The 15,336-nt window shown below is 62.8% G+C and carries 12 protein-coding genes; 5 read left to right on the top strand and 7 right to left on the bottom strand.

From position 1 onward, the window contains the following. Positions 1–150: 150 nt before the first annotated feature. On the bottom strand, positions 151–615 hold the full coding sequence (locus tag AAZU54_RS22005) for a glycine zipper 2TM domain-containing protein (RefSeq protein ID WP_186557581.1): 465 nt from the start codon (positions 613–615) through the stop codon (positions 151–153). 139 nt (positions 616–754) lie between these two features. On the opposite strand from AAZU54_RS22005, the gene AAZU54_RS22000 reads away from it, so the two are divergent. Further along, positions 755–988 (top strand): hypothetical protein, encoded by a 234-nt coding sequence (locus tag AAZU54_RS22000; protein WP_434727674.1) that lies wholly within the window; start codon positions 755–757, stop codon positions 986–988. Here the strand turns inward: AAZU54_RS22000 and pdxH are convergent. The 5 genes from pdxH to dinG all read right to left on the bottom strand — a co-directional run bounded on the left by pdxH (position 985) and on the right by dinG (position 8,483). Continuing rightward, positions 985–1,632 (bottom strand): pyridoxamine 5'-phosphate oxidase, encoded by a 648-nt coding sequence (gene pdxH / locus AAZU54_RS21995; protein ID WP_186557579.1) that lies wholly within the window; start codon positions 1,630–1,632, stop codon positions 985–987. The genes AAZU54_RS22000 and pdxH overlap by 4 nt on opposite strands. Before the next feature lie 19 nt (positions 1,633–1,651). Further along, a complete protein-coding gene (locus AAZU54_RS21990; RefSeq protein ID WP_312153255.1) occupies positions 1,652–2,641 on the bottom strand; it encodes an OmpA family protein in 990 nt (329 codons plus the stop codon). Positions 2,642–2,740: 99 nt separating this feature from the next. Then, positions 2,741–3,886 (bottom strand): serine hydrolase domain-containing protein, encoded by a 1,146-nt coding sequence (locus tag AAZU54_RS21985; RefSeq protein WP_186557577.1) that lies wholly within the window; start codon positions 3,884–3,886, stop codon positions 2,741–2,743. Between the two features lie 133 nt (positions 3,887–4,019). Beyond that, on the bottom strand, positions 4,020–6,257 hold the full coding sequence (locus AAZU54_RS21980) for a beta-galactosidase (RefSeq protein WP_434727673.1): 2,238 nt from the start codon (positions 6,255–6,257) through the stop codon (positions 4,020–4,022). An 81-nt stretch (positions 6,258–6,338) separates the two neighbouring features. Beyond that, positions 6,339–8,483, bottom strand: a complete 2,145-nt coding sequence (dinG, locus tag AAZU54_RS21975) for an ATP-dependent DNA helicase DinG (RefSeq protein ID WP_186557575.1) — start codon at positions 8,481–8,483, stop codon at positions 6,339–6,341. A gap of 98 nt (positions 8,484–8,581) precedes the next feature. Here dinG and AAZU54_RS21970 point away from each other — a divergent pair, with 98 nt between their 5' ends. Next, positions 8,582–9,046, top strand: a complete 465-nt coding sequence (locus AAZU54_RS21970; protein ID WP_186557574.1) for a CopD family protein — start codon at positions 8,582–8,584, stop codon at positions 9,044–9,046. A 455-nt stretch (positions 9,047–9,501) separates the two neighbouring features. Here AAZU54_RS21970 and tcdA read toward each other — a convergent pair whose 3' ends face one another. Next, complete coding sequence (gene tcdA / locus AAZU54_RS21965) at positions 9,502–10,311, bottom strand: tRNA cyclic N6-threonylcarbamoyladenosine(37) synthase TcdA (RefSeq protein WP_186556248.1); 810 nt, start codon at positions 10,309–10,311, stop codon at positions 9,502–9,504. A gap of 260 nt (positions 10,312–10,571) precedes the next feature. Here tcdA and AAZU54_RS21960 point away from each other — a divergent pair, with 260 nt between their 5' ends. The 3 genes from AAZU54_RS21960 to AAZU54_RS21950 all read left to right on the top strand — a co-directional run bounded on the left by AAZU54_RS21960 (position 10,572) and on the right by AAZU54_RS21950 (position 15,329). Next, positions 10,572–13,172: a glycosyltransferase gene (locus AAZU54_RS21960; RefSeq protein ID WP_434727672.1), complete on the top strand. Its 2,601-nt coding sequence runs from the start codon at positions 10,572–10,574 to the stop codon at positions 13,170–13,172. A 193-nt stretch (positions 13,173–13,365) separates the two neighbouring features. Then, positions 13,366–14,517: a succinyl-diaminopimelate desuccinylase gene (gene dapE, locus AAZU54_RS21955; protein WP_186556246.1), complete on the top strand. Its 1,152-nt coding sequence runs from the start codon at positions 13,366–13,368 to the stop codon at positions 14,515–14,517. Then, on the top strand, positions 14,517–15,329 hold the full coding sequence (locus AAZU54_RS21950) for a putative RNA methyltransferase (protein WP_434727671.1): 813 nt from the start codon (positions 14,517–14,519) through the stop codon (positions 15,327–15,329). The genes dapE and AAZU54_RS21950 overlap by 1 nt, the downstream gene beginning before the upstream one ends. Positions 15,330–15,336: the final 7 nt, after the last annotated feature.

Raw genomic sequence — 15,336 nt, 5'->3', positions numbered from 1 at the left:
AACGGGTAACCTGGCGTCAGCCATCGCGGGGCAAGCCCGCTCCCACGAGCTTAATTGCGCGTCATCGTGGGAGCGGGCTTGCCCCGCGATAGGCAATAAAAAACCCCGACCGGCGCTGCCAAGTCGGGGTTTCGTTTTTCAGCGAATTGCTCAGTGGGTCACACGGCTGGTGCCGTCGACGGTGACGATGCGCACACGCTCACCCACGCGGAAAATTTCGTTTTCCTGCACCGCCTGTACATAGGCGCGCATATTGCCGTCGTCTTCACGCACGGTGACTTCGACACCCTGGGTACGGGTAATACCCTCTTCGGCGGCAGAACCCGCCAGGCCACCAGCCACTGCGCCGATTACCGCAGCGACGATGCTGCCACGGCCACCACCAATAGCACTACCGGCAACACCACCGACGATAGCGCCCGCGCCACCGCCGATTGGGGTCTTGGTGCCTTCGATCTTCACCGGGCGCAGCGATTCGATGGTACCCATGCGCACGGTTTGCACGCGGCGGGCCTCATCACGGGAATAGCTGTCACCGGTCAGGCTCGACGCACAGCCGCCGAGCAACAGCGACAGGGTGGTGAAGCTCGCCACCAGCAATACAGATTTACGCATGGGTTGAATCTCCATAAGTCAGGTGTCCATTAGACTCCGCAGGTTGACGGCTGTCACGACACATACGTTACAAATTTGTTTTCATTCAGCTCTGGTACAGCCGCCGTGCTGTCACTATTTAGTCAGACCAAGGATAGCCATGGATTACTTCATCGTCTTGGTAACAACCGTCGCAGGCCTGTATTTCCATGGCTGGCTGTATCTACACATGCGCCGCTGGATGGACCGCGACCTGGCGTTGTCGATGGCTGGAAAGGATGATGATAAACGCGCCTACATGCTGCAGCGCCTGGAGCTGGCGCGGGCGCAAAAGATCAAACGCAAGGCATTGGCGGCCTGGCTGGAACGCGAGGCCGCCAACTATCGGGCTTAAGGTGCCAGGCGCTCACGCAGCCATTGGCCCTCGACGTGGCGATAATTCAGGCGGTCATGCAGGCGACTCGGCCGCCCCTGCCAGAACTCGATGCGCTCAGGCAGCAACCGATAACCGCCCCAATGCTCCGGGCAGTGCGGCTGGCTGTCGGAGAAGCGCGCTTCAGTCGCCTTGACCAAGCCTTCCAACTGCTCACGCCCGGTAATGACCTGGCTCTGCGGCGATGCCCAGGCGCCTAGGCGACTGCCCAGCGGACGCACTTGGTAATAATCGTCCGACTCCTGCGCGGTAACTTTCTCCACTCGCCCTTCGATCCGCACCTGACGCTCCAGCGCCGGCCAGAAGAAGGTCATGGCAGCGAAGGGATTGGCCAACAGCTGCTGGCCTTTGGCGCTGTCATAGTTGGTGAAGAAAGTGAAACCTCGCTCATCCAGCCCCTTGAGCAACAGCACCCGGCAATGCGGGCGGCCGTCGGCATCGACTGTGGCCAGGGTCAGGGCATTGGCCTCCACCGGTGGCTGCTCGGTCTTCACCGCATCAGCGAACCATTGGTGGAACAGGGCGAACGGCTCGCCCGGAGCCTGGCTTTCAACCAGGCCATCACGGGTGTAGTCGCGGCGCATATCGGCCAGGGATTGGGTCATGACTGCGTTTCCTTGACGATCAATTGGTCTTCGCAGGGCTATTGGCAGCTACTTTCTTATCGGTTGCGGCCTTCTTGGCGGCAGGTTTTGCCGCGGCTTTTTTGGCAACTGGCTTGGCTGCAGGTTTCTTCGCAGCTGCCTTGGCCGGTGCTTTCTTGGCGGCCGGTTTGGCGGCGGTGGCTTTCGCTGCTGGCTTACTCGCAGCCTTAGCTGCCGGAGCCTTGGCGTCTTGCACTGCAACCATGGCGGCTGGGGTTGGTGCTGGTGCGGCCTGCTGATACTTGGCCAGCAGCGCGACCATGGTGTTCTGCGGGGTCAGCAACATTTCCACACGGCGGTTCAAGGCCCGGCCTTCAAGGCTGTCATTGGCCGCACGCGGCATCACCGAACCCATGCCCTTGAGGGTCAGGCGGTCACGCTGCAGGCCGCTGAGGCGGAAGATCGCCGATACCGAAGCAGCGCGCTCCAGGCTGAGCTTCTGGTTGGCAGCAGCCACACCACTGCTGTCTGCATGGCCGAGCACCAGCACAGCGGTCTTGGGATCGACCTCCACCGCCTTAGCCACGCGCGTAATCGGCCCCAAGGTCGCTGGCAGCAGCATGTTCGGGCGATCAGGGTTGTACGAACCCTCCACCGGAATGATCACCGCCATGACATCTTCACGCCGCTCGACTTCGAACTTGCTGCCCTTGACCGCTTCACGCAGCTTGGGCTCGTACTCGTCCAGCCAGGCCTGGGTGGCCTTGTGATCGATCTTCGGTACGACTGGGCCTTTAGCCTGCTTGTCGTCCCCACCAAATGGCCACCACCAACGGCTGGCGCTATCGGATTTGGCGTCAGCCTTGGCGACCTTCTCGGTCACCGCCTCTTTCACTTCCTGTTCAGCGACTTTGTCGGAGCCGAAAGGCCACCAGCTGAGGCCGCCGTCTTTGGCGGTACCTTGCGAGTGGCTGGCGCAGCCGGTCATGGCCAGGCACAGGGCGAGTGCTAAGGTTTTATGTGAAGACATCAGCGATACACCATGAATTAGAAAGAAATTTTGCCCACACACATGAGGCGTTGGCATTGAGGATAGTCAAAGGGTCGGGCCAATACCCGCGTTACCCGATCAAAGGCAAGTGCCAAGTACACGCACCAGCTGTTGCGCCCGCGGGTCCATCAGCACATAGGGGCCGAGGGTGTTGGTGACGAAACCAAAGGCGACATCGTGCTCGGGATCGGCGAAGCCGACCGAGCCTCCCGCCCCTGGATGGCCGAAGGCGCGGGCGCCCAAGCCGAAAGTGGCGTTGGCGACCGTGGGCTGATCCAGCATGCAGCCCAGGCCGAAGCGGGTCTGGGTCAACAGGGTACGATCCTGGCCAAGGCTGTGTTCGCGCGTCAGCTCATCGAGCAGTTCCGACTCCAGCAGGCTGCCATCGAGCAGACCGGCATAGAAACCGGCCAGGCTGCGGGCATTGCCATGGCCATTGGCCGCCGGCTGCTGCATCCGGCGCCACTCCGGCTTGTTGGTGCTGGTGAGAATGGCAGGCGGGTTGGTAAAGGCTCGCGTCGACAGCGCTTGAGGTTCGCGCAGGGTTACCTGCAGCAAACGCTGTGCAGCGGCGTCGCCAGGGTTGCCTTTGCCGCGAGCAATGTGCGCGACACGGTGGAATTGTTCATCCGCCAGGCCGACATGAAAATCCAGGCCCAGGGGTTTGACGGTACGCGCGACGATCGAGTCGCCCGGGCCACGGCCGTCAGCGCGGCGAATCAGCTCACCGATCAACCAGCCATAGGTAATAGCGGCGTAACCATGCTCGGTCCCCGGCGTCCACCAAGGGGTCTCAGCCGCCAGGGCAGCGGTCATGGTCTGCCAGTCATAGAGTGCTTCGGCCGGCAGCAGTTCCCGGATCGCCGGCAGGCCAGCGCGGTGGCTGAGCAACTGACGCAGGGTCACCTGCTCTTTACCGGCCTGGGCGAACTCTGGCCAGTAGCGTGCCACGGGCGTGTCCAAGGCCAGTTTGCCCTCGCCGACCAGTTGCAAGGCGGTGACGGCGGTGAAGGTCTTGGTGCAGGAGAACAGATTGGCAATGGTATCGCTGTGCCAAGCTTCGCGGCCGTCCTTATCGGCGCTACCGGCCCACAGGTCGATCACGGTCTCGCCGCCGACCTGGATGCACAGCGCAGCGCCGCGCTCCTGAGGATCCTCGAACAATGCGGCAAATGCTTCACGCACTGCCTCGAACTTCAGCTCATAGTGACCCTGGATCTGCACCCGCCTACTCTCCGTACGACTCGTCTTCACAAAGTCGTGCATTGTTTCAGTAGTTGGCGGTTTTGCAAACTGAATGTGGCCGGATGGTCGTAGGGAAAAGTCGACAAACGGCACCGAAATGCCGCTGTATGACCTACAGAGCAGGCTTGTTCAGCGCCTTGCGCAATTCATCCATTACCTGCTGATTGCTCCTGCGCACCGCTTCGACAAAACCTGGATAAGGCACATCGGTAATCGCCACCAGCCCCAAGTGCCCATTCTCGCCATCGAGCAAGCGCCCACTGGCCGGTTGGTCGAGGTACTGGAACCAGTGCGCACCGACAATCATCGGTTGAGCCAGCGCAGCCTTGAGGAAGTTGGCGTAGGCCGGGCCGCGATCTTCCTCGCGTACCAGCTCCAGCGGCCCGGGCCAGAATGGCCCACGGTCGCGGGAACCGAACTGGAATTCGGACACCAGCAACGGCTTGTCCAACTCGGCAAGCCGAGCGAAGTCGTAGCCATCTTCAGGCTTGAGGGTATAGAAGTTGAAACTCAGCACGTCGCAGAACTCGGCGCAGGCTTTCACTGCTTCTGGAGTGCTGGCCGCATAGCGCCCGCCCAGCAGCAAGTGGTTGGGGGCATGCCATTTGAGCGAGTCGGAGATGGTCTTGAAGTAGGTATTGGCGAATACCTGCTGGAAATGCTGATAATCGCGCTCGATTTCCGGATGCTGCGCATTGGGCAGCGGCGCTTCGAAGCCTGGGTCTTCCATCAGTTCCCAGGCTTGCAGGTCGATACCCCAGGCCTTGGACAGGCCTTCCTGGTTGCGGTACTTGTCGCGCAGCTGCTTGAGAAACGCGCGCTTGGCCGGTACGTCGGTGGTCAGCCTCAGGGTGCCGAAGGCCAGCCCATAGCGGGCCTTGGGATCATCACCCGGCGCCGCCCAGGCCAGCTCATTGTCGGCGAAGTAGCCAATCAGCCAGGGATCATCGCGGTGATCACGGGCGGCGATGGCCACGGCGCGCTCGGTCGCCATGGCAAAGCGTGGATCGAACGGATCGGGCATGCGCCCCCACCAGTCCATACCGGTACTGATGCTGGCGTAGTCGCCAACGATCGACAGCGGTAGCGTGTAGGGCACTCGCTTGGCCAGGCCAAGGGCCGGATCGCTCCAGTTGCCCAGGGTATTGAAACCCCAGGCCTGCATGCGATCGAGGGTGTGGCTCTGCCAGCGGGCGGCATCGAGGGCCGCAGGTGGGCAGGCAACAGGTGGCTGCCCTTCTACTGGCGCCGGACAAGGCTGGCCATAACCACGCTGCAGGTTGGCAGCATAGAAGTCGAACCAGCGACCTTTATTGAAATTGCGCCCTTGCGACGAGGCATTGCCATCATCGTTGTTGCCTTGGCCATAGAACGCGGCGAGACGCTCGCCTTCGCCCGGCAAGGCGGTGAACATGCTTTCGCGTCCGCTTATATAGGTACGGCCGCCGTCGGCCGCCACGGCATTGATGCCGAGCGAATAGAACGGGTGCCCCTCAGGGGTCACCAGGAACCAGCGGCCATTACGCTTTTCAGTACGGAAAAACCCTTTGGCTTCGAAGGCCGGGCCGGCGATCAGCCCACCGTAGCTGTCCAATTGCTGTTTGCCGCGCTCTGCCAACCAGCCTTTGAGCTGAGCTTGTTCGCGGGTATCAGCGGCCTTGAGCTGATCATCGTTGACGATCTTTTCCGGCCAGCGTCCGCGGGTGGACTGGCCATAAGCATCGATCAAACCGTCGTAGGCGGCCTTGAACGCCAGATCGTCATCCTGGATACCAACTTTCTCGATCAGCAGGCTCTGGGCCACCTTGGGCCTTGGAATGCTCAGGGTAACCGAACTGATCTGGGTGAGATCGACTTCACCGACGCTGCTGGTCAGCAGCACCCGTTGCCCTTGATACGTCCACGGCATGGGCGGCCCCGCGCGCATGCCCTGGCTCAATGGCGAGCTGGCCTTGAGCGGAACCATCACCGTCTGCGCAGGCCCGGCGGGCAGGTCGATACGGCTGGTGAGCGTGCGGCCATCACTGCTCTGCACCGTGACATCCACACTCAAGGCCCAGTCCATGGCGCTTTGCAGACGCAAAGTCAGCGCCTGCCCGGCAGACCAGTCCCACACGCCACTCTGCGGGCTGAGGCCCAGTGTCGGCCGCTCCACCGGATTGAACACCACCCGCCGCAGCACCTCGCCCTCGGCCGTCTGCTCCGCGTTGTACTGCGGCATGCCGGCATCAGCGGTGATCACATTGACCACTGAAGCCGGCCGCACAAAGCTGAACAACGTCTGCTGCGCGGCCAGCAACGGCGAGCTGAACAACAGCGTAAGTACAGCGGGCAAGGTGCGATGGAGCATAGGGCTGGGGCTCTCCTTCAGAGCCCTCATGGGCCCTTGACTGAGTGATGGACAACGGGCCGGGGCGTCTTGCTCCGGCCGTCAGGAAATCTCCCGCCTAAATGGCGGCAGCGCATTGAGAATAGCCTTGCCGTAGCGCTGGGTGACCAGGCGCCGATCAAGCAAGGTGATGACGCCGCGATCCTGCTCGGTACGCAGTAAGCGACCGCAGGCCTGGATCAACTTGAGCGAGGCGTCGGGTACGGCAATTTCCATGAACGGATTGCCACCGCGGGCTTCGATCCACTCGGCCAAGGCTGCCTCGACCGGATCGTCCGGCACCGAGAATGGGATCTTGGCGATCACCACGTGCTCGCAATAGGCGCCCGGCAAGTCGACCCCCTCGGCGAAGCTGGCCAGGCCGAACAGCACACTGTGCTGGCCATCGTCGACCCGCGCCTTGTGCTTGTTGAGGGTTTCCTGTTTGGACAGGTTGCCCTGGATCAACACCAGTTTGCGCCAGTCACGGTCCAGGCCATCGAACACGTCTTGCATCTGTTTGCGCGAGGAGAACAACACCAGCGCGCCGCGGGCCTCTTCGAGCATTGCCGGCAGTTCACGGATGATCGCTGCCGTGTGCCCAGCAGCGTCGCGCGGATCAGCGCCCAGGTCAGGCACTCGCAGCAGACCAGCATCGCCGTGCACGAACGGGCTTGGCACCACGCACGTCACCGCGTCGCGAGGCAGGCCCGAACGCATGCGGAAGCGGTCGAACTTGCCCAGCGCGGTGAGTGTGGCCGAAGTCACCAGAGCGCCGTGGGCGACGCTCCACAGGCTGCGGCGCAGCATTTCGGCGGCAAGGATCGGGCTGGCATTGACCTCGATGTCGAACAGCGCACCGGTTTCGGCCAACGTCAGCCAGCGCGCCATTGGCGGGCTGTCTTGCGGATCTTCGGCGGTGAACGCGGTCCATAGCTCCCAGTTGCCCTGGGCGCGGGTCACCAGGCTGCCGAACAGTGGATACCACTCTTCGGCCTGGTGGCTGGCAATACCGATGTTGTTTTCCCCGTCCATGCCTTCCTTGAGCAGGTCGGCCAGGCGGGTGAACAGGTCGTTGAGACGCGAGAAACCCTTTTTCAGCTCTATGCCGACTTCGCGAATCTGCTCCGGTACCACTCCACCTTCGAAGCGGTAGCGTGGGCGCTCACGGCCTTCGGTGTCTTCGCCGGGGCGGAAATCCGCGACCTGCTCGCACAAGGTGAACATGAACTGCTGCTGGGTGCGGATTTCGCGAGCCAGCTCCGGCACCTGTTCGATGTACTTGCCCAGGTCACCCGGCAGCGGATGCTGGGCGAGCAGCTTGGTCAGGTTCTTGGCCGTCTGCTCCAACCAGTCGGCAGTGGAGCGCAGGCGCGAATAATGAGCGAAGTGGCCGATCGCCTTGTCTGGCAGGTGATGGCCTTCGTCGAATACGTACATGGTGTCACGCGGGTCGGGCAGTACCGCACCGCCGCCCAAGGCCAGGTCGGCCAGGACCATGTCATGGTTGGTGACGATTACATCGACCTTACCCATGCCCTCGCGCGCCTTATAGAAGACGCATTGCTGGAAGTTCGGGCAGTGGCGACCGGTGCACTGGCTATGGTCGGTGGTCAGGCGCGCCCAGTCCTGGTCTTCGAGGGTTTCCGACCAGCTGTCGCGATCACCGTCCCAGCGATTGCCGGCAAGCTTCTCGATCATGCTGTTGAACAGCTTCTGGCTGCGCTCGTCGACTTCGATGTGAAAGCCTTCTTCCTCGAACAGCTGGGCGGTCGCCGACTGGGCGTGGCCTTCCTGCAGCAGCACGTCGAGCTTGGACAGACACAGGTAGCGCCCACGCCCCTTGGCCAGGGCGAAGCTGAAATTGAGCCCGCTGTTGCGCATCAGGTCGGGCAGATCCTTGAACACGATCTGCTCCTGCAAGGCCACGGTCGCGGTGGCGATCACCAGGCGTTTGCCGGCAGCCTTGGCGGCGGGAATCGCCGCCAGGCTGTAGGCGACGGTCTTGCCGGTACCGGTGCCGGCCTCGACCGCGACCACGGCCGGCTCGCCCGAGCGGCGACCTTCGTCGTCGCAGGCGATATCGCCGAGCACTTTCGCCACTTCGGCGATCATCAGGCGCTGGCCATAGCGAGGCTTGAGGCTCTTGGCTTCGAGAAAACGCGAGTAGGCGCCCTGGATGGTGGCTTTGAGTTCGTTGCTGATCATGGTCTGCAGGCGCCCGAAGGGCTGGATATATTTTCAGTGTTTCGCATGGGGCGGCTATCATACCCCGCTATCGCCCTTTGTGCCGCATGGAGATCCTGATGCTTGCCTTTGCCCTGCCCTACACACTGCATGTTTTGGCTGCCCTGGTCTGGGTTGGCGGCATGTTCTTCGCCTGGCTGGTACTGCGCCCGGCCACGGTTGCAGCCTTGGAGGGGCCTGCGCGGCTGCGCTTGTGGGTGGAAGTTTTCCGACGTTTCTTTGGTTGGGTCTGGGCGGCGGTAGCGGTTTTGGCGATCAGTGGTATCGGGATGTTGCATTTGCGTTTTTCCGGGTTTGAAACGGCGCCTCGGTATGTGCAGGTGATGATTGGGGGTGCGATTGTGATGTTTGCGCTGTTCATGCGGGTGCAGGCGTTGATGCTGCCGGAGCTGCGGGCGGCGGTGCAGGCTGAGGATTGGGCGGCTGGGGCTGGGGTTTTGGCGCGGATTCGGCGGATGGTGGGGGTTAATTTGCTGGTGGGGTTGGCGGTGGTTGGGGTCGCTAGTTCGCGGGTTTTGGTTTGAGTTGGGCTTTTAGAGACTTGAGCTTATCCGTTTGATGTGGCGGCGCTGCTGGCCCCTTCCGCCCTTACGGCGGCCTACTTTGGTCTTGGCCAAAGTAGGCAAAGCCGCTCGCTCCTGCATACGGCCCCTGCGCTACGCTCCGGGGTCCCTTCGCGCCGGCGCCTTCCGGGCCCGCGCGGCCTACGATTTGCTGCGCAAATCTACATCTCGCGCCTTCGGCTACGCCGAAGGGTGCTGGCGCACCTGGCCCTACAGGCACCTCTGCTCAGCCTCCTGAAGTCGCGAATCTGCGGCGCCTGAACCTGCGCGCATGAAGATCAAGAGCAGGCGAATCGCTGCGCTCTCGCTAAAGCCAAAGCCAAAGCCAAAGCCAAGTTTGTATTTTTGATTTGTGGGGTTTGGCCTGGCCTCATCGCTTTGACTTTTCCCGGATGAGGCCTGAAGGAACGCTTGCGCTACTTCGCAACCACGCGCTCAGAAGGGCGCCGGGCGCCGGCTACGAGCTTCTCCACCGCTTTGCTCGCCGCCACCATGCCAAAGGTCGCCGTTACCATCATCACCGCGCCGAAGCCGCCGGAGCAGTCCAGGCGCACGCCTTCGCCGACGAAGCTTTTCTGCAGGCAGACACTGCCATCGCCCTTGGGGTAACGCAGCTGCTCGCTGGAAAACACGCAAGGTACCCCGTAGTTGCGCGAGGTATTGCGCGAGAAGTTGTAATCGCGGCGCAGGGTCGAACGCACCCGCGAGGCCAGCGGGTCGTTGAAGGTCTTGTTGAGGTCGCCGATCTGGATCTGGGTGGGGTCGATCTGCCCGCCGGCGCCGCCAGTGGTAACGATGCCGATCTTGCGTCGACGACACCAGGCAATCAGCGCCGCCTTGGCCATCACGCTGTCGATGCAGTCGATCACACAATCCATCTGCTCGGTGATGTACTCGGCCATGGTTTCGCGGGTGACGAAGTCAGCCACGGCATGCACTCGACATGCCGGGTTGATCGCCCGCAGGCGCTCAGCCATGACCTCGACCTTGGCGCGCCCAACTTGGCCCTCCAGCGCGTGCGCCTGGCGGTTGGTGTTGCTCACGCAAACGTCGTCCAGATCGAACAGGCTGATTTCACCCACCCCGCTACGGGCCAGCGCTTCTGCGGCCCACGAGCCCACGCCACCAATGCCGACAATCGCCACGTGGGCGTCGCGCAGGCGTTGCAGCCCCTGGTCGCCGTACAACCGGGCGACGCCGGCAAAGCGTGGATCTTCTGTGCTCATGGCCAATACCCCGAAAAAACCGGCGCGCATTATACGCCAATCGAGCGCTCCCAGGGTCGCGGCCCAGCGCCGCCAATTGGCACCTTCCCTACCATCCCTGCTTTAATGTCCTACCACGCAACCAGATATGGACGACAATAGAGCGGGATCAGAACTTCATCCTCTGCGGAAAATCCAATCAACTACCTTCCCAGGTAAGCGTAGGACTCACGCCCCTGTGGCGCCCGCCCCGCTCCCTTCATCGGAACCTTGAAACGCTTATGTCATCACGCAAATTCGGCCTCAACCTGGTGGTGGTGCTGGCCATCGCCGCGCTGTTCACCGGGTTCTGGGCGCTGATCAATCGCCCAGTGTCGGCCCCTGCCTGGCCGGAACAGATCTCCGGTTTCTCCTACTCGCCGTTCCGCTTGGGCGAAAGTCCGCAGAAAGGCCAGTACCCAAGTGACGATGAGATGCGCCAGGACCTGGAGCAGATGAGCAAGCTGACCGACAGCATTCGCATCTATACCGTCGAGGGCACCCAGGCCGAGATCCCCCGCCTGGCCGAGGAACTGGGCCTGCGCGTCACCCTGGGCATCTGGATCAGCCCCGATCAAGAGCGCAACGAGCGTGAGATCAGCAAGGCCATCGAGCTGGCCAACACCTCGCGCAGCGTGGTCCGGGTGGTAGTGGGCAACGAGGCGCTGTTCCGCGAAGAGATCACGCCTGAGGCATTGATCCAGTACCTGGATAGGGTCCGCGCGGCGGTGAAAGTACCGGTGACTACCAGCGAACAATGGCATATCTGGAAAGAACACCCAGAGCTGGCCAAGCACGTCGACCTGATCGCCGCGCACATCCTGCCATACTGGGAGTTCGTGCCCATGCAGGACTCGGTGGAGTTCGTTCTCGACCGTGCCCGCGAGCTCAAGCTGCAGTTCCCCCGCAAACCGCTGCTGCTCTCGGAAGTTGGCTGGCCAAGCAACGGCCGCATGCGCGGTGGCGCCGATGCGACCCAGGCCGACCAGGCGATCTACTTGCGCACCCTGGTCAACACCCTCAACCGCCGCGGCTACAACTACTTCGTCATCGAAGCCTACGACCAGCCGTGGAAGGCCAGTGACGAAGGCTCGGTGGGCGCCTACTGGGGCGTGTTCAACGCCGAACGCCAGCAGAAATTCAACTTCGAAGGGCCGGTGGTGGCGATCCCGCAATGGCGGGCACTGGCGGTCGCGTCGGTGGTGCTGGCGATGCTCGCCCTGACCATCCTGTTGATCGACGGCTCGGCCCTGCGCCAGCGCGGGCGGACCTTCCTGACCTTCATCACCTTCCTGTGTGGTTCGGTGCTGGTGTGGATCGCCTACGACTACAGCCAGCAGTACAGCACCTGGTTCAGCCTGATCGTGGGCTTCCTGCTCGCGCTGGGTGCAATTGGCGTGTTCATCGTGCTGATGACCGAGGCGCACGAACTGGCCGAGACGGTGTGGACCGCCAAGCGGCGCCGGGAGTTTCTCCCCGTGCAGGGCGATTCTGCCTACCGGCCGAAGGTCTCGGTGCATGTGCCCTGCTACAACGAACCACCAGAAATGGTCAAGCAGACCCTCGATGCCCTGGCCGCGCTGGATTATCCGGACTACGAAGTGCTGGTGATCGACAACAACACCAAGGACCCGGCGGTCTGGGAGCCGCTCAAGGCCCACTGTGAACTGCTCGGCGAGCGCTTCAAGTTCTTCCACGTCGCGCCGCTGGCCGGTTTCAAGGGCGGTGCGCTGAACTATCTGCTGCCACACACTGCCAAGGACGCCGAAGTGATCGCAGTGATCGACTCGGACTACTGCGTCGACCGCAACTGGCTCAAGCACATGGTGCCGCACTTCGCCGATCCGAAGATCGCGGTGGTGCAATCGCCACAGGATTACCGCGACCAGCATGAAAGTGCCTTCAAGAAGCTGTGCTACAGCGAATACAAAGGCTTCTTCCACATCGGCATGGTGACCCGCAACGACCGTGACGCGATCATCCAGCACGGCACCATGACCATGACCCGGCGCAGCGTCCTGCAAGAGCTGGGTTGGGCCGAGTGGTGCATCTGCGAGGATGCCGAACTGGGCCTGCGGATATTCGAGAAAGGCCTGTCCGCCGCCTATGCGCACAACAGCTATGGCAAGGGCCTGATGCCCGATACCTTCATCGACTTCAAGAAGCAGCGTTTCCGCTGGGCCTACGGCGCGATCCAGATCATCAAGCACCACGCCCGCGCCCTGCTGCGCGGCAAAGGCAGCGAACTGACCCGTGGCCAGCGCTATCACTTCCTGGCCGGCTGGCTGCCGTGGGTCGCCGATGGCATGAACATCTTCTTCACCGTCGGCGCACTGCTGTGGTCGGCAGCGATGATCATCGTGCCGCATCGGGTCGATCCGCCGCTGATGATCTTCGCCATTCCGCCGCTGGCGTTGTTCTTCTTCAAGGTCGGCAAGATCCTGTTCCTGTATCGTCGCGCGGTCGGCGTCGACCTAAAAGATGCCTTCGCCGCAGCGCTGGCGGGGTTGGCGCTATCGCACACCATAGCCAAGGCGGTGCTGTACGGTTTCTTCACCAGCAGCATGCCGTTCTTCCGTACACCGAAAAATGCCGACAGCCATGGCTTGCTGGTGGCGATTTCCGAAGCGCGCGAAGAGCTGTTCATCATGCTCTTGCTGTGGGGCGCTGCGGCCGGGATCTATCTGGTCCAGGGCCTGCCGAGCTCGGACATGCGTTTCTGGGTGGCGATGTTGCTGGTGCAGTCGTTGCCGTACCTGGCGGCATTGATCATGGCCTTCCTGTCGTCGCTGCCCAAGCCTGTCGCAAAGTCTGTTGAGCCCTCGACTGCTGCCCAAGGCTAAGGGGCATGTGAACGGGCTTATTCCGTGATAGCGAGTGTGGAATAAACATCGCTATCGCGGGGCAAGCCCGCCCACACGCCCTTCCCTCAAGGTCATTGGCCTCTTGCCACCTGCCCTGGGCGTGCCCGGCGACATCATTTGATATAAGATAACGCCCCTGATTTCCCGCCTTGCCTTGCCCCCGGAGTCCCCCATGACGGCCCCAGCCGAGCTCTCGCCTACCCTTCAACTGGCCTGCGACCTGATCCGCCGCCCCTCGGTGACCCCGGTCGACGCCGACTGCCAGACCCAGATGATGAACCGCCTGGGTGCCGTCGGCTTCCAGCTCGAACCGATGCGTATCGAGGACGTCGATAATTTCTGGGCCACCCACGGCACCCAGGAAGGCCCGGTACTGTGCTTCGCCGGCCATACCGACGTGGTCCCCACTGGCCCGGTGCAGCAATGGCAGCACGAGCCGTTCGAGGCGCTGATCGATGCCGACGGCATGCTCTGTGGACGTGGCGCGGCCGATATGAAAGGCAGCCTGGCCTCGATGGTGGTGGCCAGCGAGCGCTTCGTCCACGACTACCCCAATCACCGTGGCAAGGTCGCCTTCCTGATCACCAGCGACGAAGAAGGCCCGGCCCACCATGGCACCAAAGCCGTGGTCGAGCGCCTGGTCGCGCGTAAAGAGCGCCTGGACTGGTGCATCGTCGGTGAGCCGTCGAGCACCAACCTGCTCGGCGATGTGGTGAAGAACGGCCGTCGCGGCTCGCTCGGCGCCAAGCTGACTGTACGTGGCAAGCAGGGCCATGTGGCCTACCCGCACCTGGCGCGCAACCCGATCCACCTGGCCGCGCCAGCACTGGCGGAACTGGCTGCCGAGCACTGGGACGAAGGCAACGCATTCTTCCCGCCGACCAGCTTCCAGATCTCCAACCTCAACTCGGGCACGGGCGCGACCAACGTGGTTCCGGGCGACCTGACGGCGCTGTTCAACTTCCGCTTCTCCACCGAGTCGACCGTCGAGGGCCTGCAGGCGCGCGTCGCCGCCATCCTCGACAAGCACCAGCTGGACTGGTCGATCGACTGGGCACTGTCGGGCCTGCCGTTCCTCACCGAGCCAGGTGATCTGCTCGATGCGGTATCGGCCAGCATCAAGGCGGTGACTGACCGTGATACCCAACCGTCGACCAGCGGCGGCACCTCCGACGGCCGCTTCATCGCCACCATGGGTACCCAAGTGGTCGAACTCGGCCCGGTCAACGCCACCATTCACCAGGTCGATGAACGCATCTTGGCTAGTGATCTCGACCTGCTGACCGAGATCTACTACCAGACCCTGGTGCGGTTGCTCGCCTGATGCTCGCCTGCCCGCTCTGCCAGGCAGCCCTGGCACCCCTGGACAATGGCGTAGTGTGCCCTGCCGGCCATCGTTTCGACCGCGCGCGCCAGGGCTACCTGAACTTGCTGCCGGTGCAGCACAAGAATAGCCGCGACCCAGGTGACAACCAGGCCATGGTCGAGGCCCGCCGCGACTTCCTCGACGGCGGCCATTACGCGCCGGTGGCGCGGCGCCTGGCCGAACTGGCTGCCGAGCGCCAGCCCGGCGTCTGGCTGGATATCGGCTGTGGCGAAGGCTACTACACCGGGCAAATTGCCCAGACCCTGCCGGCGGCGCAAGGCTATGCCCTGGACATCTCCCGCGAGGCGGTCAAGCGCGCCTGTCGCCGCGCGCCAGAGGTGACCTGGATGGTCGCCAGCATGGCCCGCGTGCCGCTGGCCGATGCCAGCTGCCAGTTCATTGCCAGCGTGTTCAGCCCGTTGGACTGGCAGGAGGCTCTGCGCCTGCTCAGCCCAGGCGGTGGCCTGATGCGGGTCGGACCGACCAGCGGCCACCTGATGCAATTGCGCGAGGTGCTCTACGATGAAGTACGCCCCTACGCCGACGACAAACACCTGGCATTGGTCCCGCAAGGCATGGCCCATGCTCATAGCGAGATCCTCGAGTTCCGCTTGAGCCTGGCCGAGCCCAAGGCCCGTGCCGACCTGCTGGCCATGACCCCACACGGCTGGCGCGCCAGCGCCGAGAAACGCGCACGGGTGATCGACCAGCCCGAGCCGTTCGAGGTCACGGTTTCCATGCGTTATGACTATTTCGTGCGCCAAGACTGAGCACACC

The organism is Pseudomonas sp. Je.1.5.c (assembly GCF_051129895.1).
Classification (GTDB): domain Bacteria; phylum Pseudomonadota; class Gammaproteobacteria; order Pseudomonadales; family Pseudomonadaceae; genus Aquipseudomonas; species Aquipseudomonas urmiensis.
Note: the sequence above shows the minus strand (reverse complement) of the source record. Positions and strands in the feature narration are given on the sequence as shown.